Source organism: Kaistia geumhonensis (genome assembly GCF_030815145.1).
In the GTDB taxonomy this organism is placed as follows: domain Bacteria; phylum Pseudomonadota; class Alphaproteobacteria; order Rhizobiales; family Kaistiaceae; genus Kaistia; species Kaistia geumhonensis.
In genome coordinates this window covers 4544821-4566227 of record NZ_JAUSWJ010000001.1, presented here as the reverse complement: position 1 = coordinate 4566227, position 21407 = coordinate 4544821, and the positions used below count along the sequence as shown (strand labels likewise).

The 21407-nt window shown below is 67.0% G+C and carries 18 protein-coding genes and 3 tRNA genes; 8 read left to right on the top strand and 13 right to left on the bottom strand.

The genetic code is table 11. The features are described 5' to 3' along the window. Positions 1–84: 84 nt before the first annotated feature. From tuf to QO015_RS21675, 3 genes are all read right to left on the bottom strand, one after another. Positions 85–1275 carry an elongation factor Tu gene (gene tuf / locus QO015_RS21685; RefSeq protein WP_307291133.1) on the bottom strand — a complete coding sequence of 397 codons (1191 nt, stop codon included), beginning with the start codon at positions 1273–1275 and terminating at the stop codon, positions 85–87. A gap of 110 nt (positions 1276–1385) precedes the next feature. Beyond that, positions 1386–1459: transfer RNA gene (locus QO015_RS21680), tRNA-Gly, on the bottom strand. Positions 1460–1479: 20 nt separating this feature from the next. Then, positions 1480–1564: transfer RNA gene (locus tag QO015_RS21675), tRNA-Tyr, on the bottom strand. Positions 1565–1754: 190 nt separating this feature from the next. Here QO015_RS21675 and rlmB point away from each other — a divergent pair. Continuing rightward, complete coding sequence (gene rlmB / locus QO015_RS21670) at positions 1755–2570, top strand: 23S rRNA (guanosine(2251)-2'-O)-methyltransferase RlmB (RefSeq protein ID WP_266284318.1); 816 nt, start codon at positions 1755–1757, stop codon at positions 2568–2570. Positions 2571–2626: 56 nt separating this feature from the next. Next, positions 2627–2701 (top strand) — tRNA-Thr (locus tag QO015_RS21665). A 21-nt stretch (positions 2702–2722) separates the two neighbouring features. Here the strand turns inward: QO015_RS21665 and QO015_RS21660 are convergent. After that, positions 2723–3637, bottom strand: a complete 915-nt coding sequence (locus QO015_RS21660) for an ATP-grasp fold amidoligase family protein (protein ID WP_266284317.1) — start codon at positions 3635–3637, stop codon at positions 2723–2725. A gap of 328 nt (positions 3638–3965) precedes the next feature. Between QO015_RS21660 and QO015_RS21655 the strand changes: the two genes are divergently transcribed. Next, positions 3966–4421, top strand: a complete 456-nt coding sequence (locus QO015_RS21655) for an NUDIX hydrolase (RefSeq protein WP_266284316.1) — start codon at positions 3966–3968, stop codon at positions 4419–4421. Between the two features lie 24 nt (positions 4422–4445). Here the strand turns inward: QO015_RS21655 and QO015_RS21650 are convergent, their stop codons facing one another. The 6 genes from QO015_RS21650 to QO015_RS21625 all read right to left on the bottom strand — a co-directional run bounded on the left by QO015_RS21650 (position 4446) and on the right by QO015_RS21625 (position 14639). Next, complete coding sequence (locus QO015_RS21650; RefSeq protein WP_266284315.1) at positions 4446–6989, bottom strand: hypothetical protein; 2544 nt, start codon at positions 6987–6989, stop codon at positions 4446–4448. After that, entirely contained in the window at positions 6980–8014 is a 1035-nt protein-coding gene (locus QO015_RS21645; protein WP_370877479.1) for a family 8 glycosyl hydrolase, read from the bottom strand. The genes QO015_RS21650 and QO015_RS21645 overlap by 10 nt, the downstream gene beginning before the upstream one ends. A 29-nt stretch (positions 8015–8043) precedes the next feature. Next, a complete protein-coding gene (locus QO015_RS21640) occupies positions 8044–10725 on the bottom strand; it encodes a cellulose biosynthesis cyclic di-GMP-binding regulatory protein BcsB (protein WP_266284313.1) in 2682 nt (893 codons plus the stop codon). After that, a complete protein-coding gene (gene bcsA, locus QO015_RS21635; protein WP_266284312.1) occupies positions 10722–12914 on the bottom strand; it encodes a UDP-forming cellulose synthase catalytic subunit in 2193 nt (730 codons plus the stop codon). The genes QO015_RS21640 and bcsA overlap by 4 nt, the downstream gene beginning before the upstream one ends. 171 nt (positions 12915–13085) lie before the next feature. Then, positions 13086–14057 carry a cellulose biosynthesis protein BcsN gene (gene bcsN / locus QO015_RS21630; RefSeq protein WP_266284311.1) on the bottom strand — a complete coding sequence of 324 codons (972 nt, stop codon included), beginning with the start codon at positions 14055–14057 and terminating at the stop codon, positions 13086–13088. A 165-nt stretch (positions 14058–14222) separates the two neighbouring features. After that, a complete protein-coding gene (locus tag QO015_RS21625) occupies positions 14223–14639 on the bottom strand; it encodes an HIT domain-containing protein (protein ID WP_266284310.1) in 417 nt (138 codons plus the stop codon). 275 nt (positions 14640–14914) lie between these two features. On the opposite strand from QO015_RS21625, the gene QO015_RS21620 reads away from it, so the two are divergent. Continuing rightward, complete coding sequence (locus tag QO015_RS21620) at positions 14915–15829, top strand: DMT family transporter (protein WP_266284309.1); 915 nt, start codon at positions 14915–14917, stop codon at positions 15827–15829. Here the strand turns inward: QO015_RS21620 and QO015_RS21615 are convergent. Next, positions 15826–16275, bottom strand: a complete 450-nt coding sequence (locus tag QO015_RS21615; protein ID WP_266284308.1) for a hypothetical protein — start codon at positions 16273–16275, stop codon at positions 15826–15828. The two genes, QO015_RS21620 and QO015_RS21615, sit on opposite strands and share 4 nt — an antisense overlap. 263 nt (positions 16276–16538) lie before the next feature. Here QO015_RS21615 and QO015_RS21610 point away from each other — a divergent pair, with 263 nt between their 5' ends. After that, positions 16539–17285, top strand: coding sequence for a hypothetical protein (locus QO015_RS21610; protein WP_266284307.1), 747 nt, complete (start codon positions 16539–16541; stop codon positions 17283–17285). Between the two features lie 78 nt (positions 17286–17363). Here QO015_RS21610 and folD read toward each other — a convergent pair whose 3' ends face one another. Next, positions 17364–18287, bottom strand: a complete 924-nt coding sequence (gene folD, locus QO015_RS21605) for a bifunctional methylenetetrahydrofolate dehydrogenase/methenyltetrahydrofolate cyclohydrolase FolD (RefSeq protein WP_266284306.1) — start codon at positions 18285–18287, stop codon at positions 17364–17366. A 4-nt stretch (positions 18288–18291) separates the two neighbouring features. After that, on the bottom strand, positions 18292–19152 hold the full coding sequence (gene purU, locus QO015_RS21600; RefSeq protein WP_266284305.1) for a formyltetrahydrofolate deformylase: 861 nt from the start codon (positions 19150–19152) through the stop codon (positions 18292–18294). A gap of 176 nt (positions 19153–19328) precedes the next feature. On the opposite strand from purU, the gene QO015_RS21595 reads away from it, so the two are divergent. From QO015_RS21595 to QO015_RS21585, 3 genes are read left to right on the top strand one after another with little or no spacing between them, the layout of a single operon-like run. Then, entirely contained in the window at positions 19329–20033 is a 705-nt protein-coding gene (locus QO015_RS21595; protein ID WP_266284304.1) for a fumarylacetoacetate hydrolase family protein, read from the top strand. Between the two features lie 14 nt (positions 20034–20047). Beyond that, the gene (locus QO015_RS21590; protein WP_266284303.1) at positions 20048–20851 is read left to right on the top strand and encodes an NAD kinase; all 804 of its coding nucleotides are present in this window, start codon (positions 20048–20050) and stop codon (positions 20849–20851) included. A 37-nt stretch (positions 20852–20888) separates the two neighbouring features. After that, positions 20889–21407 carry a GNAT family N-acetyltransferase gene (locus tag QO015_RS21585; RefSeq protein WP_266284302.1) on the top strand — a complete coding sequence of 173 codons (519 nt, stop codon included), beginning with the start codon at positions 20889–20891 and terminating at the stop codon, positions 21405–21407.

Here is a 21407-nt window from a genome sequence, read left to right as displayed (position 1 = left end):
GCAGCAGCGAGAGGATCGCTGCTGCCTTTTGGAACCGCATGCGGAGCGGCCAAGGGGCCGCGCCGCATCTCATGTTCGGGTCGCTTACTTGATGATTGATGCGACGACGCCGGCGCCGACGGTGCGGCCGCCTTCACGGATGGCGAAGCGGAGCTTCTCTTCCATCGCGATCGGGACGATCAGCGTCACTTCCATCGACACGTTGTCGCCCGGCATCACCATCTCGACGCCCTCGGGCAGCGTGCACACGCCCGTCACGTCCGTCGTGCGGAAGTAGAACTGCGGGCGGTAGTTCGTGAAGAACGGCGTATGACGACCGCCTTCTTCCTTCGTCAGGATGTAGGCCTCGGCCTTGAACACCGTGTGCGGCGTCACCGAGCCGGGCTTGCACAGAACCTGCCCGCGCTCGACGCCCTCGCGGTCGATACCGCGCAGCAGCGCGCCGATATTGTCGCCGGCCTGACCCTGGTCGAGCAGCTTGCGGAACATCTCGACGCCGGTCACCGTCGACTTCACCGTCGGGCGGATGCCGACGATCTCGACTTCCTCGCCGACCTTCACGATGCCGCGCTCGACGCGGCCGGTCACCACCGTGCCGCGACCCGAGATCGAGAACACGTCCTCGATCGGCATCAGGAAGGGCTGGTCGACCGGACGCTCCGGCTGCGGGATATAGGTGTCGACCGCCGTCATCAGCTCGAGGATCGCGTCCTCGCCGAGCTTGGCGTCGCCGTCATTGAGCGCGACGACCGCCGAGCCCTTGACGATCGGAATGTCGTCGCCCGGGAAGTCGTAGGACGACAGCAGCTCGCGCACCTCGAGCTCGACGAGCTCCAGAAGCTCCGGATCGTCGACGAGGTCGACCTTGTTCAGGAACACCACCAGCGCCGGAACGCCAACCTGGCGCGCCAGAAGGATGTGCTCGCGCGTCTGCGGCATCGGGCCGTCCGCCGCCGAAACCACCAGGATCGCGCCGTCCATCTGCGCCGCGCCGGTGATCATGTTCTTCACATAGTCGGCATGGCCGGGGCAGTCGACGTGAGCGTAGTGGCGGGCCTGCGTCTCGTACTCGACATGCGCCGTCGAGATCGTGATGCCGCGCGCACGCTCCTCCGGAGCCGCGTCGATCTGGTCATACGCCTTGAAGGTCGCGCCACCCGTCTTCGCAAGCACCTTCGTGATCGCCGCAGTCAGAGACGTCTTGCCATGGTCGACATGGCCGATCGTCCCGATGTTGCAGTGCGGCTTCGTACGCTCGAATTTCTCTTTACCCATCGACGTGGTTTCCTGTCGTCTCGTTCACGTGAGCCTCAGGCCGGCCCAGCTTGCACCGCGACCTCGCCGCGAGAAGGATCCGCCTCGCCGGCGGCGCGATGCCCAATTGATGGAGCGGGTGAAGGGAATCGAACCCTCGTATTCAGCTTGGAAGGCTGCTGCTCTACCATTGAGCTACACCCGCACGCTGACGTTCCGTCGAGATGGTGGAGGGGGTTGGATTCGAACCAACGTAGGCTAAGCCAACGGATTTACAGTCCGTCCCCTTTAACCACTCGGGCACCCCTCCGTAATCCCGGCAGAGCGTCAAGCGTTCAGGATCATCCACGGGACCGGCTGGTCGGCCGGTTTTCCGTGGCGCGTGTTATGGAGACCTTGCCCGGCGCTGTCAACGCCCCTCGGAGCGCTATCAACCCCTTGATCGAAACCAGCTGTGAGCAGCCGTTGCCGCGCTCCGGGCGCGCACCTATAAGCGAAGCATGAGCAAGGATTTCGACAAGCGCCCCCGTGGCGGACGACCGCCGGAGCGACGCCGCGAGCGGCGCTTCGCCCCCGTTTCTCCCGGCGACCGACGCCCCGACCAGTTGTGGCTCTACGGCATTCACGCCGTCGCCGCGGCGCTCGGCAACCCGCGCCGCACGATCCTGCGGCTCGCAGCCACGCCGAACGCGCTGGCGCGGCTGAAGGAGGAAGGCGTGCCCCTCCCCGCGACGGTCGAGGAGGCGGAGAATCGCGCCCTCGACAGGCTGGTGGGCGATGGGGCCGTGCACCAGGGCGTTGCAGCCCTCGTGGAGCCGCTCGATGCGCTGCCGCTCACCATGCTCGGCGATGCGCGGCTCATCGTCGTGCTCGATCAGGTCACCGATCCTCACAATGTCGGCGCGATCATGCGTTCGGCCGTCGCCTTCGGCGCCGAAGCCATCGTCACGACAGGCCGCCACGCGCCGACCGAAACCGGCGTCCTCGCCAAGTCGGCGTCCGGCGCACTGGAATGGATCAACCATGTCGAAGTGCCCAATCTCGCCCGGGCGCTGACCGAGCTGGGCGAGCTCGGCTTCACCCGGGTCGGGCTCGACAGCGAGGGCGAGGCGACGCTCGAGACCGCAATGGCCGGCGAGCGTATCGCGCTCGTGCTCGGCGCCGAGGGCAAGGGCCTTCGCCGCCTGACCCGCGAGACCTGTGACACGGTCGCCCGACTCGACATGCCGGGTGCGATCAAGAGCCTCAACGTCTCCAACGCGGCCGCGCTCGCGCTCTATGTCGCCCGCCGTCATCTGGACGCTCCGGCCGGGTGAGCCGTTGAAGGGCCGTCTTGACCGGCGGCCCCGCACTTCCGTAAACGAATGCCGTCGCCGGTTTAGCTCAGCGGTAGAGCAGCGGTTTTGTAAACCGAAGGTCGGGGGTTCAATCCCCTCAACCGGCACCAACCCGCTTCTTGGGAACAGCGTCAGTTCGCCACAACTGCTGTCGAGGCGGCGGCGGGCGCGGCAGCCGCTGGTACGCCCGCGGGCTTGGGTGGCAGGATCCGACGCCGTCGGAAGAGGATCGCGAGAGCTGCGCGAAAGAGCTTGGCCCTCAGATGCCAAGCGGCACCGAGGACGTAATCAGCCTCGTCGGGCGTGAAGTTGACGAGACCCGACCAGGAATAGGGCGTCACCTCTCCGACCCAGAAGCGATCGCCGCCGTCGTAGAGGTCGATGCGCAGGAAATCGAAGCCCGCCGCGAGCCGCTCGGCGGTCGCGATCATGTCGTCGAGACGTGACGGCCGAAGCATGACGCCGGGAAAGGGCTCCCGGAGCGTCTTCCAGTAGAGGCGGGTCCAGTCGACGTCATGAAACTGCGTCTGCCGCAGGCGCTGCGGCCCCGAGACCGCCACCGACTCGATGAAGCGCGCCTTGCCGTCGAAGCAGAAGATCTTGCGCTCCTGGAATGGTTCGCCATCGGGATCGCCGAGAAACGACTCGACGATCAGCCTCCGGCGGACATTCTCGTAGCCCGGCTCCATCATCTTGGAGCCGTGATTGACCGCAAGCCAGTCCCGCATCTTCGCTCGCAGCGCCAGCCCGTCAATGACGTCGCCCGACTTCACCACGGCAACATGCTCGCAGGCATGCGTGCTCTTCAGGACGAAGGGACGCGGCAGGCTCTCGAGCGGCACCGCCTCCGGGTCGTCGCCGACGAAATAGACCTCCGCCTGCATGCCGGGACCGAGCCTCTCGGCGACATATCGGTGCGATTCGTATTTGTCGCAGAAGACGGCGAAATGCGGATCGAGGTCGAAAAGCTTGCGCCACTGCAGCTTTTCGGTGAACCGACGGGGACTGAGGATCGACGGCTCGCGCCCGCAATGATCGCGGTACATCGCCCTCACCCGGTCGATATCAGCCAGCCATTCACGAATGCGACGTGGCAGAAACCGCGCGATTCGACGTAAATGCATCGACAACCCCGTGCCCAAGACGGTTGCCTAGACCCGGCTGGAGCGTAGCAGCCGCGGCGCGGCGCACAATTCTCGCCTCAACGCGACCGATTTTCGCCGAGGGCTGTGACATTCCGGCCTCTGGGGTTGCGGAACAGGGAGATCCGGTAAAAGTTTCCGGACGAATGGCGAATGACCAGTCACCATATCGACTGGCGGTTGCGAGCCGATTCGACCAGGTCGTGTCGAAGGCGAACTCACTGGAACCTTGATGCAGCAGAACCTCAAGCCCGCAAAGGCGGAGCCGTCGGACGCCCTTGGTGCAGCGCACCAGGTCGGCGCGCTGCCGCTCCGTCGCGGGACGGCGGGGCTCGAGGTCTGCCTCGTCACGACGCGCGAGACGCGGCGCTGGACCATCCCCAAGGGCTGGCCGATGAAGAGCAAGACCGATCGCGAGGCTGCCGCGATCGAGGCTCGACAGGAAGGTGGTCTCGTCGGGAAGGTCGGAAAGGCGCCGATCGGCAGCTTTCTCTATTGGAAGCGCCGCACGGCGCAGCTCGAACTCGTCGAGGTCGCGGTCTACGAGATGCAGGTCAAAGAGCAGCTCGCGACCTGGAAGGAAGCCGGACAGCGCTATGTCATGTGGTTTCCGGTCGAGGCAGCGGCCGAACTCGTCGAGGAGCCGGGGCTAAAGACCATCATCGCCCGCCTGGCCGCCCCGCGCTGATTCCCCCTTTCCCGCTGCCCCCTTTCAGCGGCGGTCGATATCGTCGGCGTCGTACATCGGCTTGTTGGCATCGGTCATCGAGACCAGCGCCTTGGCCGCCTCGCGCGAGCCGGTGCCGGCGACGGCCGTCAGAATGCGCTTCGCCTCGCGCACGCGGCCGAGATGGAAATAGGACCAGGCTCGGATCATGAGCAGATCCTTCTGCTCCGGCGCCAGCTGGGAGCGCTGGTCGAGGAACATCAGCGCTTCCGTCCACCGGTTGTCGGAATAGGCGGCGAGCGCGCGCTGCGTCAGGATCTCGCGATTGAGTTCCTCGGCGCGCTTCGGGCTCTGCGGCGCCGAGGCGGCCGAAATCGCCGCCGTATCAGTCAGCCCGGCCCGGAGCGCCGCGAGCGACTTGCCATAGGCGGCGTCCTGCCGGCTCTTGCCGGATGTCGTGCGCATCGCGGCGTCGAAGGCATCGGCAGCCTCGATCGGTCGGTTGTAGCCCATGAGACACCAGCCGCGGTTGAGGGCGGCCTGACCGCGCAGGTCGCCGGGCGGCACAAAGCGACGGCAATCGCTGCCCCCACCGCCACCGCCAGAGGACGAAGCCACCCGGCGCACGGGCGCGACCGCCGGCTCCGCGGCCGACACTGGCTCGACATAGTTGCCGCCCGGATCGGGAACGACATAGGCGGTCGTCGTCGCAGGCGTGGTCGCGGGCGCGAGATCAGAGCCGCGTGCGGGGAGCGGCTGCGAGCCCGGCGCGGCAATGCTCGGCGGCAGATCGAAGCCGCGCTGCGCCTTCTGCGCCGCAGCGCGCTGGCGTACGGGGTCGGCGAGATCAGCGATGCGCTGCGAACGAGGCCCCCACACCTTCAGAATCTGCGCCAGAGCCGCGCGGTCGCCCAGCTTCTGGGCCGCCAATGCGAGACCGAAGGCCGCGGGCTCGAGATCCGGCTTCCAGGTCAGCGCGGCCGAGAACCAGCGCGCGGCCGCGACCGTCTGGCCGGTATTGTAGGCGTACCAGCCGAGATCCTGCGCACCCGGCGCGTATTTGGCGTCGCCGATGACCTTGGCCATGCGGGCCATGACGTCGGGCTCGATCTTCGCCGGCGGGTCTAGAGCCAGCAGCGCGGTCGCGACGACGAGATAGGCTTCCTTGTTTTCCGGGCTGGCGTCCCGCCAGCGATAGGCCGCAGCCTCGGCTTCGGCGGGCCGCTCGAGCGCATTCAGCGCATAGGCGAGCCCCCGCGCAATCTGCGGGGTGTCGGCCCGCGTCTTGGCGAGTGCCCACCACATCGCCGAACTCTCGGCATCGTTGTGGGTGAAAAGATAAGAGGCCAGAAGCACCGCATCGTCCGGCTTGTTGCTGGCCTTGGCCAGCTCGCCGAGGAGGGTGAGGTCCTCCGGCGGCGCCGTGCGGGCGGCATCCTTGGCTGCGGAGCCGACCCGGCGACGGGCGATGTCGCCCTTGACCGGCGCGAATTCGCCCTTGCCGTCGGCGCCGACACGCTCGAGCGCCAGCAGGTCGGCGAGTTCGGCGTCGCCCAGATAGGCCATCGCCTTCTGGACGGTGGCAAGCCGCTCCTTTGGATCCTGGCAGTTGGTGAGCACATAGACGTCGACGTCGCGGGCACGGCCCGGCCGGTCGCTGCGAGCGAAGGCCTCGGCCAGACGCCACAGCACGTCGACATCGGCGCAGGTGAGCAGGCTCGGCGTCGCCGCAGCGATCTGCACCACCGTCTCCCACTGCTTGGCGTTCGAGGCGTTCACGAGCCGCTCGCGCTGCTCGCCGACATCAAGGCGAGCAAGAAGATCGGCCGGCGGCGTCCAGCCTGGCTGCGTCGCCACACGATCGGCGATCGCCGCGCGGACGGCGGCATAGTTCCCCTGGCTGTAGAGCTGCCACATGTTGTCGAGCAGCGCATCCACCACCGGGATGGGCGCGGTCATGTCGGCCGGCGGGTACCAGGTCGGATAGAGCGCACGCAGCCGCGCGATCTCGGCATTCAGGCGGCGGGTATCGCCCTGCCGCGCGAAATAGCGCAGCGCCGTCTCGTCGACGGCGGGAACGCCCGAGGCGGGGGCTGCTGCGTTGCCGGACTGCGGCGCCTCGGAGGTGCCCTGCGCCTGCTGCGGCTGGACTGGCTGCGTCGTTGCAGGAGCCACAGGGGCGGGCTGAACGGCCGGAGCCTGGACCGGTGCTGCAGCGGCGGGCGCCGTCGGCGCCGCCGGAGCGGTGGCACCCGGCCTCACGATGGTGTTGGTGCCGGGAAGCTGGACGCCCCCCGCCCCTGCCGGCGCCTGAGCGCCCGGCAGCACGACCGGTGGCGCGACTTGCACTTGCTGCGCCTGCGCCATGCGGTTGGCGCCGAACACGTCGTCGGCAACGGGAACGGCCGATGCGGCATCGGCCGTCTGCAGGAACATTCCGGCGGTCGCCGCCGAGGAACTTGCGCCGCCCGGCCGCATCACCTGGGAAAGGTCGTCCGTCCGCGTCGCCGCCTGGCGCACGAAGACGGCACCGAGGATGCCGACGATCGCGACCGATCCGATGACGAGAAAGATCCCTCTCACAGGCATTTCGGCTGCCTTTCCGCGAGGTAGGAGACCGCGAGGAGATAAAGCGTCGCGGGATAGTAGTGCGTCGGCGAGAACAGCCTGAGATCGGCGGGGATAGGCGTGCCTTCATCGACGCAGGCGAGGAGCGCGGCCAGCATGCGATAGCCCGGCTCGCTCAGCGTCGCGGCCGTCTGGTTGGTCTCGACATTGATCAGCGGCAGGCCGCGCATCTGTGCACCCCGCCAGGCAGCCTCGAAGGGTCCGAGCCAAGTCTTGTCGGTGAGGCCGGCGCGGATGAGATAGAGCGGAATCCGAATCGCATTGTAGCCGAAAAGAGGATCGAAGCCCGCCGCCGGCTTGGGAGCAGCGGCGTGAAGCGAAATCCACTCGCTCGGAAGCTTGGATTCGCCGAAGCGCGAAGCGGCGGTCAGGTCGAGGCCGGACTTGGCCAGCCTCTGCCAATCGGTCTGCGGCGCCAGTTGCTGCAGAACGGGCAGTGCCTCGAAAACCCAGTAGGACAGGTTGATGACGGGACCGTCCTCCGGGCGATCCTGAACGGTGAATCCGGTAACGCCGGGCAGCAGGATCAGATTGCCGTCGTGCTCGACGACCGACGTCTTGCCGACCGCATCCGCGAGCATCGCCGCGGCGGCGGTGTAGCGGGGGATTTCCCATGCGCGTCCGGCCATTGCCAGCGCATAGGCGATGAGGATGTCGCCGTCGCTCGCATTGTTGATGTCGGGAACATGCGGATTGCCCGGCCGCCACATCCAGACGGACAGTCCGTCGCTTCGAAGCAGCATCTGCGTCTGCGTGAAAGACCAGATGCGCTCGAAACTGGCCCGGTCGTCGCCCGCGAGCGCGAGCAGGAGCCCGTAGCCCTGCCCTTCGCTGTGGCTGATCGAACCGTTTGCATCGTCGATGACGCGGCCGGAGACGTCGACGAAGCGGGCGGCATAGGCCTGCCAGACGGCAGGGCTGATCGTGCCCTGGATGCGCAGCGGCACCGTCTCGGCCGGCGCGGCGGAGACGCCGAACAGCGCCATGCAGGCGGCGAGGATGAAGGCGGCGGCGTTCACGACGGCCTCCCGAGGCGGAACAACAGGCCGGAGGTGATGATGCCGAGCACGAAGCACAGGCCGATCAGGCAGAACGCATAGAAGACGATATTGCTGGAAAACCAGTTGGCGGCGATCAGGCGCAGGTTCTGGATCGAGAGGGGCTGCGTCACGACGAACTGGTAGTTGGCGACCGGCTGGTTCTCCAGCCGCCCGGTCTGCGGACTGAACCAGCTGAACTGGCCGCGAATCTCCGACCAGGTCTCGATCGCGGCGATCGCCGTCGCTCCTTCGGCGAGATCGGACGGCGAAGGTGCCGTCATCATCGTCCAGGTGCCGCCGCCGTCGGGGCTGACCGCTTGAGCGATCAGCAGCGTCGACCGCGCCTTGGGCTCGAAGGCGACCTCCTGCGCAGGGCCGATGCGCAGCGCCGAGAACGAGATGTCGAAGTTGCGCTTCATCCAGTCCTCGAAGGACGAGACCTGGCCGCGCCAGCCGCCGCCGCCGGAGAGCGCGGTTCGCCAACGGTCGAAGACGGCATCGGTGCTCTCCGCCTGACCGTCCGGAGCGACCGTCGTGTCCGGCAGGTTGGTGCCGGGCAGCGTCACGGTGCCGCCTCCGCCGACGTCGCCGGAGGGGATGTTGAGTTCGGACCGCCAGTTGACGCGCACCGATTCCGCGATGCCGAGCCGCGACAGCATGCCGTCGGTGAACTGCGATGCCACACCGACGAAGATCGCGTTTTCGTCGCCGACGCTGGCCGGCGCGGTAAGGGCCAGCGGGACGACGCGGCCGGCCTGCGTGGCGAGGCGGTTCACGAATGTCGCCGCGGCGGAGACCGTCTCCGCATCGCTCCGCCCGAGGACGATCGACGAGGCGGACGGCGCAGTGTTGTAGGGCGCGCCGGTGCCGGCCAGCGCCCCGAGATTGGGTCTCCGGGCGATGCGCGCGAACTGCGGCATCGAGAACTCCGACGTGTCGAACAGAACGAAACGATCCGAGCCTGCGATCGAGCCGCCAGGGGCGCAGGCGGCGTCTGCAGCGGTGTTCAGCACGGCCTCGATCATGATCGTGTTCACGCCGGGCCGGAAATGGCGGAACGGCATCTGCACCGGCAGGTGACGGAAGATGCCGCCCGTCCGGTTGACGATGCGCGTCGTCGCGGCGATCTGGCCGTTAACATAGAGGTCGATATGGCTGGCCGGCTGAACTTCAGACGTATAGGCGGCGTCGAGCAGAATGATCGCCTCGCCATAGGCATCGGCGTAGAAGTCGGACGGTACCGCTACGGAAAAATAGGCACGGAAGCGGCGGCCGGAAAATTGTTGTGTCGTCACGCCGAGGCTCGCCAGCGACACGGATTCGGAGCCGGTGAACAGCCGCACATCCGGCGAGAGCCAGGCGGCGGTGTTCAGCGTGTTGCGCGGCGTGTTGACCGGCCGGTCCGCCTGCGCCGCAATCGCATCGACCGCCGCGCCGACCTGCCCCCAGTTGGCGCCGGTTATCGCGAGTACATTGGTTCCGATCGACGGCTCCTGAAGGAAGTTGACGATCGGCTGCGTCGCGGCCGCCGCGAGCGGCGCCGAGAGCATCGGATTGATGTCCGCGGCCGTTCCCAGCAGGACGGTCAGCGTTCCCGGCGCGTCCTCGGCTTCCGGCCGGTCGAGCACCTGGACGGCCGGGTTGGGATAGGCACCGAGGACGCCCATGGCCTGCGAGAGCTTCAGCACGTTCTCGATCGCCGCGCCCTGCGCTGTCGCAGGCGCGACGATGCGGATTCGCGTGACGCCGTCAGGTCCGTATCCCACGGCCGGCAGGTCCTGAAGCGACTGCAAGAGGCTCGCCGATCCGTCGTTCTGGAAGGTGAGATGCGTCTTCGATGGGTCAATGTCCGTCCAGAGCTCGTAGGTCGACTGCACGGAACAATCGGTGCGATGGCGCTGGAAGGCCTGCATGCGCAGCACATTGCCGCCCGCGCGGAGCAGGCCGGCCGGCAGCGCCATCGAGACGGTCTTGAAGTCGTCGGACGAGGACAGCGGTGTCTCGAGCACGACGGCATTGTTGATGACGACCCGGAGGCGCGAAGCCTCCGGCATCACGACGATCGCATTCTTGTAGGCGACCGAAAGCTCCGCCTGCTGCGCGGCCTCGTTCGCCGTCAGGAAGACCGACCACGAGCGCTGGTCGTTCTCGCCGGCAAGCCGGAGCGTCTTCTGCGGGACGATGTAGCGGACGAGATCGACGCTCGCCGGTTTCGCGGTCGCCGCCGGCGCGGCATCGGGGGTGCCGGCCGGAGCCGGGGCCGACGCGGACGGGGCCGCGGGCGCGACCTGGATGGCATTGGCCGCCGGCGGCGGGGCGACCGGCGTGATCGGGATCGACGGCACGTCGACACCGCCAGCCGTGGACGGTCCGCGGATTGAGGGCACCATGCTTGGAACCGTGAAGCGCGGGGGCTGCGTGGCACCCGGCATCGACGGCATCGGCTGCGCGACCTCGCCGGAGGGCTGGATCTGCAGCGGCGCGACATAACCCTGCGGCATCGGCGCGCTTTGAAGCGTCGGCGCGAAGACATCCGACTGCGCCGGCACCTCGCCCTGCTCCGAGCCCATGTCGAAGGGCTTCGGCGCCTGCGCGACGGCCGGCACCGCCACCATAAGCGCCATGACGAAAGCGAGCGAGGAAGCGGTGGATTTCATGCTGCGCGCTTCTCCGCCGCGACCGCCGCGCCGCGATCCCGGCGCAGGGACTGAAGCAGATAACCGAGGCCACGGCCGGTCTGGTAGACCGAGAGCCCCACGAACCAGATCGTTCCGCGCAGGATTCCGATATTGACGCGGCGGTTCCACTGGAACTTCGACCACTGGTCGGAGCTCGAGAAGATCAGGTCCGATATCAGGCGATAGTGGTCGGCAACGGTCGGTTCGTAGCGGCAGCCGAGAATGACGCCCTTCGAGCCGGGCGCGATCGTGCGCATCGTGATCGGCAGATCCCGCGTCGGGATGTCGACGCTCGTCTTGAAACGCAGCGATGCCGTCATCCCGCGCTCGACATCCTTCGGGGTCAGGCCAGTGATGTTGAGCCGCGCGCCGCCGACCGACGCATCCTCGACCGTCCCTGGAACGATCCGGTCGCCAATGACCAGCTCGCAGCGCCGGCGCACGTCGATGCGGCGGCTCTGGCGGTTCTCCTGGCGCTCAGAGATGACGCCGAGCGCGCATCCGGCGATGAGGATGTTCAGCAGGTTCCAGCCGCCCACGACGAGCGCCACGTCGGCCTTGTATGGCTCGGCATAGATACGCCAGATCGTCATGAACACACCGGCGAGCAGCACGAAGAAGATGATGTAGAACGGACGCGCCAGCTCCGAGAGCCTGGCTTTGTCGAGCGACTCGTTCTTGGCCGTCACCTTGAAGGTCGGCTTGCTGGGGTTGAGGATCACCGAAATGAGCGCGGGCAGCAGATAGACGCCCTGCACGAATTCGTAGAGCTCCGAAATCCATGGCCATCGGAAGCGGCCATAGAGGTAGTTCTGCATCATGAGGTTCACGAGCATGTAGGACGAGGTGTAGGCGACGAACTCGCCGCCCGATGCCGTGAAGATCTCGAGGTCGAGGAACAGATAGCAGAGCGGCGCGAGCAGGAAGATCCAGCGCGTGATCGGGAACAGCCAGAACAGCGTCGACGACATGTAGCAGAGGCGCTGCGGGATCGAGAGGCCGCGCTTGCCCGGCGGGAAGCGGAAGCGGAGGATCTGCATCATGCCCTGCGCCCAGCGGCTGCGCTGGCCGATGAAGGACGTAAAGGTGGCAGGCTGCAGGCCAGCGATCAGCGGCCGGTCGACATAGACGCTGCTCCAGCCGGTCGCGTGCAGTTCGAGTGCCGTCTCGGCGTCCTCGGTGATGCTGATGCCGGAGAAGCCGCCGGTCTGATCGAGCGCTTCGCGCTTGAGCACGGCCGCCGAGCCGCAGAAGAAGGATGCGTCCCACTTGTCGAGGCCGCGCTGGATGATGCCGTAGAACATCTCGTTCTCGGACGGCATCGTCTCGAAGGTGCGGAGGTTGCGCTCGATCGGGTCGGGATTGAGGAAGAAGTGCGGCGTCTGGACGAGGAAGAGCTTCGGGATCTGCTGGAAATAGCCGACCGTGTAGGTGAGGAAGTCGCGCGCCGGCGCATGATCGGCATCGAACACCGCGATCAGATCGCCGGTCGACACCTTCAGGCCGTTGTTCATGTTGCCGGCCTTGGCGTGCTCGTTCTTCTCGCGCGTCAGGTAGCGGCAGCCGAGATCGGCGGCGAGCTTCTGCAGCTCGATATAGCGATCCTCGGCCTCCTGGGCCGCCTCGATATTCTCCGAATTGCGCTTCTGTACGGTGCCGCCGTCGTCGAGCAGCCACACCGTCAGCTTGTCGGCGGGGTAATCCATCGCCTTGGCGGAGGCGAGCGTCGTCGCCAGGAGCGCCGGCTCCTCGTTGTAGGTCGGCACGAAGACGTCGACGGTCGGAAGATCGGGGTCAGACGAGGACACCTTCAGCGTCCGCGGCGCCATCGGCCTCATGACCACGAACAGCGAGAGGAACAGCATGAAAATGCTGTACATCTCCGCAAGATAGACGAGCAGGCCGGGGATGAAATCCTCGGGCTGGTTGATCGGCGGCAGCGTGCTCGTCGTGCGCCAATAGGCGTAGCGCAGCACGATCGAGGTGCCGAGCGCGAGCGCGATCTGGCGCCAGACGCCCTGCCGCGTGAACAGCTTCAGGAGGATCATCGCGCCGACGACGACGGCGCCCGCGACGAGATGCGCCTGCAGGTTGATCGGCAGCGTGATCAGGATCGTCATCACGACGGCCGCGAGTGCCCAGACAAGGGCATAAACTATCCGCGCCATGCGCTTTCCTCAGCCTCGCTCGATCCGCTCGCGGTCCACGTCCCCGGCGCAGTCCGATTCCAGGCGCTCTATCGGAGCCGGATTCGGATGCTCGTAAACCTCGCCTCCTCGTCTTCTCTCAGTTCTTGGTGAACATTCCGTCAGCGCGATCGCTCGGATTGTCACCAATGGTCACGGCGGCGGAACGACCGGATAGCCGTCGAGAGGCGCCGCGCCCCCCGCGGCCGTCGTTGCCGATCCGGCCCCGACAGTCGCCGCCAGATCAGCCGCGGTTACGCCCGTATCGAGCGGAACAACGGCCGCGCCTTCCCTGATCACTTCGACCGGTGGCGGCGTCGCAACCATGGGCTGGACAGCGGCACGCCGCACCGGTCGCGCCGCCGGCTCCACCGAGCCGGTCGTGTAAACGGTTGGAGGCGGCAGGATTGATACGCCTGGACGCCCCAGATCCTGCGGCACCGGCGGGATGCCGTTATAGGGGTTCCACCGGCTCGAAAGGAAATAGGAATTGACGTTGAAGCTCGTCATGAGCGTCAGCAGGTCCGTCTCGCGCGCAGCAGGCGCGCAGAAGCGCAGGCGGATGAGGATGGCACCCTGACGACTGAACCAGTTGCCGTTGACGTTGTTGGCCTGGATTCGCTGCCAGGCATAGATGCAGGTGTCACCGCCGGAGCGGCCCGTGGCGTAGCCGAACGGTCCGTAGCGGTTCTGCGTGTAGTAGTTCGAGACGCTCATCCGCACGCCGGGCAGGTACCAGCCGAATTCGCGGCTGACATTGAGCAGCGTCAGCGGGTCGTTGCCCATACGGTTCTGCGGCGCCGTCGTCTGGACCACAGGCCCGATCATCGTCACCCAGAACTTGTTCTCCCCGACAACCCGCGCATGGTTCTCGAGCGTGATCTCCTGCGTCGTCGCATTCGCATAATTGCGCTCGACGATGCCAAGAATCGCAGGACCGCCGGCCGGCATGTCGATGAAGGAACGCTCCACCGAAGTGCGGCTGGCCTGCGAACTGGTGATGATCTCCTGCGGCTTGGCGGCGCAGCCCGCGAGCACCAGCGCACCGAGACAGGCGGCCGCGACGGCAGCGCGGCGTTCGCCTCGCTCCACCTCCCGCCTCGTCTCGGTCGCCATCCGCTGCATCGCCTTGTCCATTGCCGCCGGAACACCGTTCGGACGTCGTCCGCAGGCCGCGCGGCCGCCGGAATCTGATCGTCCTTATGACGGCAGAGTCGTCGGAGCGTGGTTAACGACGAGTTACCGGACCCGTGGATTGATTCACTAAGCGGTAAGCATGAGACGAAAATGCTACGTTGCACCGATGATGCGGCGACGCAGCAATCCAGCGATCCGCGCGCTCTCGCCAGCGTCGCGGGGCGTCCGCGGCCGATATGTCCAGACAGGATCGGGCCAGGCGACATCGTCCGGGCTGCGCCCGATGACATGGATATGGAGCTGGCTGACGACATTGCCGATAGCGGCGATGTTGAGTTTGGCGAAGGGCAGTTCGGCACGCAGCGCATCGGCGGCGAGGCGAACCTCCTCCATGGCCATCGCGACATCAGGCGCGGCGAGCTCGGTGAGCTCCGTCAGCCCTACCCGGCGCGGCAGCAGCAGCAGCCACGGAAATCGCGCATCGTCCATCAGGCGGACGTGGCAGAGGGCGAGATCTCCGACCGCGACGCTGTCGGCGAGAATGCGGGGATCGACCGCGAATTCCGGCATGATTCTCCTTCGGCGCCCTGCGGGCGCGGCTTTCTTGCCACAGTGCGGCGCAAGGCACACAGCCGGCCGGCTTCGCGGGAGCATCCGCCTTGACGTTGCCGCAATGCGGCAGTCATCGATAGGGAAGACGCCCCGGTCAAGCCGCCGCGTCGCGCTCTCCGCAAGTTCCCTTCCGAGGTCGTCGTGCCTGCTCCCGTCGCCTTGCGCGTCCGCGCCGTCGCCAGACGGATCGCAGCCGCATGCCCGTGCCATTCCGATCGACGGGAGGGCGCACGATGACCGCCGTCATGGATCTCCGCCAGGGCGAGGCCGAGCGGTCGCTACTAGGGCTCGCGGCGGCGCTGACCGGCAACTTCATGTTCGCGTCCAGTGATGCGATCGTGAAGGTGCTCTCGTCGCATTACTCCGTGTTCCAGATCATCGTCACGCAGGCGAGCTTCGCGCTGATCCCGATCATCGCGATGATCCTCTATGAGGGCGGCTTCGCGGGGATGCGCGTCAAAAATCCGAAGCTTATCCTGCTGCGTGGCCTGCTGGCCGGCACGGGAACGATCTTCGGCTTCTTCAGCTTTTCGCAGCTTCCGCTCGCCGAAACCTATTCGATCTTCTTCTGCACCCCGATCCTCGTCACCATCCTCTCGGTGCCGATCCTCGGGGAGAAAGTCGGAATCCACCGCTGGGCGGCGGTGCTTGTCGGGCTGGTCGGCATCATCGTGATGGTCCGTCCGGGCTTCGTCGCGCTGCATCTCGGCCATGCGGCGGCCATGGTATCGGCCATCACCGGCGCCTTCACGGTTTTGCTGATGCGGCGGATTGCCCGCGAGGAGCATCCGGCGGTGATGGTGATCGCCGTCGTCACGGGACTCATCACGGTCAGCCTGCCCGGCATGATCCTGACCTTCCACATGCCGACGCTGCACGACCTGACCCTGTTCGCGACCGGCGGCATGCTGATCGGCGTCGGCCAGTTCCTGATCGTCCGCTCGCTCAAGCTCGCACCGGCGGCCGTCGTCGCACCGATGCAGTATTCCATGATGATCTGGGCGCTGTCCTACGGTTATCTGCTGTTCGGCACATCGATCGATCCGCTGGTCGTGACCGGCGCGGCGATCGTCGTGGCGAGCGGCCTCTACATCATGCAGCGCGAGCGCTTGCGCAGCCGCCGGGCCCCGCGGTTCAGCGGCGGCTAGCGGCCCGCCGAGGACGGCCGGCTGAGGACAAGCAGCACGAGCGTGAGCAGTACCATCACATAGTCGAGAATGGCGCCGGGAGCGGTCGCCGTTGTCTCGATCACGCGGATATGGCCGATCGTGATCCGCCCCGCATATTCAACAAAAATCAACACCAGCAGCAGCGGAATCAACGCGCGATAACGCAGCAGCGCGACGATGTAGACGAGCCCCATCATCAGCTGCGAAAGACCCCAGAACGAGAACAGGAAGACGACCGCGTTCGAGGCAGCGGCGGGATAGGTGTCGAGCGGAATATGCGCGACCGACTGCGCGCCGCCGTCCGGCGCGAACATGTGGACGAGGCTCCGTCCGATTGTCATCGCCGTGATCAGGGCGAACACCGCCACGACCAGACGGCGACCCGGAAAGCGGTTGTCGATCTGCGGCGGCAAGATCCAGCCCAAGGCAATCTCCACCGATAGAGGCGCTTCCGGGCATCCGCTAGCTTGAGGCGGACCGGACCTCAATGGTGATCTTTGACCAGACATGCGCCCGGGCAACCCACCCGCACAACCTCGACAACTCGATCGATCGCGGCGAGAGGATATTCATCTTCACCGGCCCTTAGCCGGCAACCGAATTCGCCGCAGCCGGTTGAAATTTCACCGGCCGCTCCCGCGACCGGGGTGAGCTTTCAGCAAGTTCAGCCTGAAAATGGGAGAAGATCATGAACAGAATCGCTCCAATCGCGGCAATCCTCTGTCTCTCGACAGCATCCGCCTTCGCCATCGACGTGAGCGTGGCAGGCGTCAATGCCAGCGTCGGCCAGGCCCAGAATGGCGGCCTCGGTGTCAGCGCAAACGTCAATACTGTCGCCAACACCAACGTCAACGCCAATGCGACGGTGGGTGGCGGCGGCGGCAATGTCGCAAAGGCCAATGCGAACGCGGCCACCGGCGCGCTCGGCGGCACAACCACGGCGAAAGCGAACGCCAATGTCGGCAGCGGCGGCGCCAATGCCACCGTGAATGCCGCGACTCCGGCACTCGGCGGCACCAATGCCAATGTCACCGCGAGCATCGGCGGCGGCGGCGCCAACGCCGGAGCGAACGCCAATACCGGCGCGCTCGGCGGCAACACCAATGTCAACGCGTCGCTCGGCATCGGCGGTTCTGGTGGCGGCCTCGGCGGCGGGTCCGGCTCGGGCGGCGGCTCCGGCAATGGCGGCGGGTCGGGCAGCGGCACGGCCTCGAATGGCGGGGCCGGCGGCGGCAAGGCTGGCGGCAAGGGCAATGACGGCCGCGGCCCTGGCATCTTCCAACCGACCGTGCCGAAGCAGGTGCTGCTGTATTATTCCGGGCTCGGCTCGTCTCAGCAGGCCGAAATGAAGAAGAAGTGCGGCTCCATCCTCGCCGCGCCGGCCGTCTATGACGACGGGCTGGTCGCGCTCTGCCAGATGCTGCGTCGCATCTGACGACGACGTGTCTAGCGATGTTCAGGGGGCGGGGTCGCCAGAAGTGACCCTGCCCTCTCTTTAGGACCTCGCCCGCCGCTAGAACTGCGGATCAGGCAGGCCGGCGACGCGGCAGGCGGCAGTGAGCGTATTGGCCATCAGCATGGCGATGGTCATCGGGCCGACGCCGCCGGGGACGGGCGTGATCGCACCGGCGCGTGCAGCCGCCTCGCCATAGGCGACATCGCCCACGAGACGCGTCTTGCCTTCGCCGCGCTCGGGTGCCGCAATGCGGTTCATGCCGACATCGATGACGATGGCGCCCTCCTTCACCCAGTCGCCCCGCACCATCTCGGGCCGGCCCACGGCGGCGACGAGAATGTCGGCGCGGCGGGCTATCGCCGGCAGGTCGCGGCTGCGCGAATGGGCGATGGTGACGGTGCAGCTTTCCTGAAGCAGCAGCTGCGCCATCGGCTTGCCGACGATGTTGGAACGGCCGATGACGAGCGCGTCGAGGCCGGCGAGCGGCCGGTCCAGCGCCCGCTTGATCAGCAGCAGCGAGCCGGCCGGCGTGCACGAGACGAGCGCCCGCTCGCGCTCGCCGATGGCGAGGCGGCCGACATTGATCGGATGGAAGCCGTCCACGTCCTTGGCGGGGTCGATCGTCTCGAGAACCTTGGTCGTGTCGATATGCGCCGGCAGCGGCAGCTGCACCAGGATGCCGTGGATCGCCGGATCGGCGTTCAGCGCCGCGACGAGCGCCAGCAGATCGCGCTCGCTGGTCTCGGCCGGCAGCGTGTGCTGCACGGAATGGAAGCCGAGCTCGGCCGCCTTCCTGCCCTTGGCGCCGACATAGACCTGGCTCGCGGCATCGTCTCCAACCAGCACCACCGCGAGGCCCGGCTTCACGCCGCGCGCGGCGACCATCGCGGCGATGGAATCGGTGACCTCGGCGGCGACGGCCTTGCCGTCGATGATCCGCGCGGTGGCAGGCGCAGAAGCGTTCAGGGGCTCGGCGTTCATGGGCTCAGCGGAAGACGACGGTGCGCGATCCATTCAGAAGCACCCGATGTTCGAGATGGAACTTGATGGCCCGCGCCAGCACGGTGTTCTCGATGTCGCGGCCGATGGCGATCATCTCCTCGGCCGACATCGAATGATCGACGCGCCCGACATCCTGCTCGATGATCGGACCCTCGTCGAGTTCGGCGGTCACATAATGGGCGGTGGCGCCGATCAGCTTCACGCCGCGCTCATGGGCGCGGTGATAGGGCTTGGCGCCCTTGAAGCTCGGCAGGAAGGAGTGGTGGATGTTGATCACCCGCCCGGCCAGCTTCGCCGACATGTCATCGGAGAGAACCTGCATGTAGCGTGCGAGCACGACGAGATCGATCCGCTCGCCCTCGATCAGGCCAAGAATCTCCGCTTCCTGCTCCGCCTTGCTGCGCCCCTCGACGGGGACATAGTGGAACGGCAGCCCCTCGTTCTCGACGCGGCGGCGCATGGTCTCGTGATTGGAGGCGACGGAGACCAGCTCCATCGGCAGCTGGCCGATCGAATTGCGGTAAAGCAGATCGTTGAGGCAATGCCCCATCTTGGAGACGAGGATCATCACGCGCGGCTTCACGGCGAGGTCGTGCACCTTCCAGTCGAAGCCGTAGCCGGTCGCGACGGGCGTGAAGCCGCTGACGAAACTCTCGCGGGTGACGCTCGGCGGCGCGGCGAAGGCGACGCGCATGAAGAAGCGGCCGCTGTCCGGATCGCCATATTGCGCGCTCTCGACGATGTTGCAGTCCTGCGAGGCGATCGAGTTCGCCACCGCGGCGACGATGCCGCGGCGGTCGCCGCAGGAAAGAGTGAGCACGAAGCGGGCGGGCTCGGCCGGCATGAAAAGAGCCTCGAATTGGGTGGGTTCGGGCCGACTACCTAGCGGTCGGGGCGACCGGCCGCAAGGCACGGCGCTTGCGACGCGGCCGCGCATCGCACGCCTGCCGCCTTGCATCCACGGCCCGGCTCGCCGAAAGTGCCGCTCCGCCATCCCGGCGCGAGCCCCCGGAACCGCCGATGTCCGCCGAAACATATGTGTTTCCCCCGCCTCCCGTCGTCTCGCTGCCGGTCGAGGGGATTCAGTCGCGCTTTCCGGTGCGCCGCGTCTTCTGCGTCGGGCGCAACTATGCCGCCCACGCCCGCGAGATGGGACATGATCCCGACCGCGACCCGCCCTTCTTCTTCCTCAAGAACCGCGAGGATGTGGTGGACGTCGCCGCGGCGGGCGGCGGCATCGCCTATCCCGCCGGGACGGCCGACCTGCATCACGAGATCGAGCTCGTCGTCGCGCTTGGCGGCGGCGGCACCGACATCCTGGAAGAAGACGCCCTCCCCCTCGTCTATGGCTATGCGGTCGGGCTCGACCTGACCCGCCGCGACGTTCAGGCCGAGGCCAAGAAGCTGTCGCGTCCCTGGTCGACGGCGAAGTCCTTCGCCCAGTCGGCACCGGTCGGGAGCATCCGTCCCGCGAGCCTCATCGGCCATCCGGCGTCGGGCGCCATCCGCGGCGCCGTCGGCGGCACCGTCCGGCAGGAGGGAGACCTCGCCGAGATGATCTGGCCCGTGGCCGGGATCATCGCCCATCTCTCGCGCTGGTTCGATCTTGCCGCCGGCGACCTCATCTTCACCGGAACTCCGGCCGGCGTCGGCACGCTGGTCCGCGGCGATCTCGTCGAAGGCTCCATCGAGTCGGTCGGATCGATCGCGGTCACCATCGTCTGAACCGGGAGCGCCGCATGGTCATCCATCAACCTTCCGGCCTCGCAGAGGCGCTGCGCGGCGGCAGCCTCGCCTTCATCTCGAGCGGCACGCCGGATGCCGTCGCGGCGGAGTCGCGGCTGAAGTCGCTCTACGACAATGTCGATCCCGAGCAGGCGGATGTCGTGGTCGCCCTCGGCGGCGACGGCTTCATGCTGCAGACGCTCCACCGCTTCATGAATTCCGGCAAGCCGATCTACGGCATGAACCGCGGTTCGGTCGGCTTCCTGATGAACGAGTACCGCGAGGACGGGCTGCGCGAACGCGTCGCCGCCTCGCTGGCGACGACCCTGCACCCACTGCAGATGGACGCGCTCGACAAGGCCGGCAACGAGCATCGCGCCTATGCGATCAACGAGGTGTCGCTGTTCCGCCAGTCCTACCAGACGGCGAAGCTGCGCATCTCGATCGACGACCGCGTGCGGCTCGAGGAACTCACCGGCGACGGCGTTCTGGTGGCGACGCCGGCCGGCTCGACGGCCTACAACCTCTCCGCCCATGGACCGATCCTGCCGATCCATGCGCCGCTGCTGGCGCTGACGCCGATCAGCGCCTTCCGGCCGCGCCTCTGGCGCGGGGCGCTCATTCCCGACCGCGTGCGCGTGACGCTCGACGTCATCGAGCCGGAGAAGCGGCCGGTGAACGCGGTCGCCGACTACACCGAGATCAAGTCGGTGCTGCGCATCAGCATCCGCCAGGACCGCCGCGCCCGCAGCCTGATCCTGTTCGACCCCGGCCATAGCTGGGACGAGCGCATCCTCACCGAGCAGTTCCGCTACTAGGACCCGGTCAGACGGCGCAGGCGCAGGAGGAAAGACGATGATCACGCTCGCGAGGGCCGAGCCCGCCCACCTGCCCGCCTTCAAGCGGGAGCTGCAGGACGCGTTCGGCAAGGCGGTGATCGAGACGTTCGGACCGCTGACCGACGGGCCCATCCCCTCCGACGAGGATATCGAACAGTCCTTCGCGGAGCCGGGCGCGGTGATCCTCGAGATCCTGCGCGACGGCCGCCGGATCGGCGGCGCCGTGCTCACCATCGACGAGGAGACGCAGCACAACGAACTGGGCTTCTTCTTCATCGCGGCCGGCGAAGAGGGACGCGGGCAAGGGCTCGAGGCATGGCGCGCCATCGAGGCGATGTTTCCGCAGACCCGCGTCTGGGTGACCCACACGCCCTATTTCGAGAAGCGCAACATCCACTTCTACCTGAACAAATGCGGCTTCAGGATCGTGGCGTTCCATCACGGCCATCACCGTGATCCGGACATGCCGGAGCTCGGCGAGGTTCCGGGCGGGGACGAGATGTTCCGCTTCGAGAAGATCATGCCCGCGCGCTGA

Excerpts from the sequence above, each read along its gene's own strand:
- QO015_RS21590 (WP_266284303.1), top strand. The coding sequence starts at position 20,048 with ATGGTCATCCATCAACCTTCCGGCCTCGCAGAGGCGCTGCGCGGCGGC.
- QO015_RS21645 (WP_370877479.1), bottom strand. The coding sequence starts at position 8,014 with ATGGCGCTGTTCGGCGTCTCCGCCGCGCCGGCCGAGACGGTGCCGCTG.
- QO015_RS21585 (WP_266284302.1), top strand. The coding sequence starts at position 20,889 with ATGATCACGCTCGCGAGGGCCGAGCCCGCCCACCTGCCCGCCTTCAAG.
- bcsN (WP_266284311.1), bottom strand. The coding sequence starts at position 14,057 with ATGCAGCGGATGGCGACCGAGACGAGGCGGGAGGTGGAGCGAGGCGAA.
- purU (WP_266284305.1), bottom strand. The coding sequence starts at position 19,152 with ATGCCGGCCGAGCCCGCCCGCTTCGTGCTCACTCTTTCCTGCGGCGAC.
- QO015_RS21595 (WP_266284304.1), top strand. The coding sequence starts at position 19,329 with ATGTCCGCCGAAACATATGTGTTTCCCCCGCCTCCCGTCGTCTCGCTG.
- folD (WP_266284306.1), bottom strand. The coding sequence starts at position 18,287 with ATGAACGCCGAGCCCCTGAACGCTTCTGCGCCTGCCACCGCGCGGATC.
- QO015_RS21620 (WP_266284309.1), top strand. The coding sequence starts at position 14,915 with ATGACCGCCGTCATGGATCTCCGCCAGGGCGAGGCCGAGCGGTCGCTA.
- QO015_RS21660 (WP_266284317.1), bottom strand. The coding sequence starts at position 3,637 with ATGTACCGCGATCATTGCGGGCGCGAGCCGTCGATCCTCAGTCCCCGT.
- QO015_RS21640 (WP_266284313.1), bottom strand. The coding sequence starts at position 10,725 with ATGAAATCCACCGCTTCCTCGCTCGCTTTCGTCATGGCGCTTATGGTG.
- QO015_RS21610 (WP_266284307.1), top strand. The coding sequence starts at position 16,539 with ATGAACAGAATCGCTCCAATCGCGGCAATCCTCTGTCTCTCGACAGCA.
- rlmB (WP_266284318.1), top strand. The coding sequence starts at position 1,755 with ATGAGCAAGGATTTCGACAAGCGCCCCCGTGGCGGACGACCGCCGGAG.
- QO015_RS21625 (WP_266284310.1), bottom strand. The coding sequence starts at position 14,639 with ATGCCGGAATTCGCGGTCGATCCCCGCATTCTCGCCGACAGCGTCGCG.
- QO015_RS21650 (WP_266284315.1), bottom strand. The coding sequence starts at position 6,989 with ATGCCTGTGAGAGGGATCTTTCTCGTCATCGGATCGGTCGCGATCGTC.
- tuf (WP_307291133.1), bottom strand. The coding sequence starts at position 1,275 with ATGGGTAAAGAGAAATTCGAGCGTACGAAGCCGCACTGCAACATCGGG.
- bcsA (WP_266284312.1), bottom strand. The coding sequence starts at position 12,914 with ATGGCGCGGATAGTTTATGCCCTTGTCTGGGCACTCGCGGCCGTCGTG.
- QO015_RS21655 (WP_266284316.1), top strand. The coding sequence starts at position 3,966 with ATGCAGCAGAACCTCAAGCCCGCAAAGGCGGAGCCGTCGGACGCCCTT.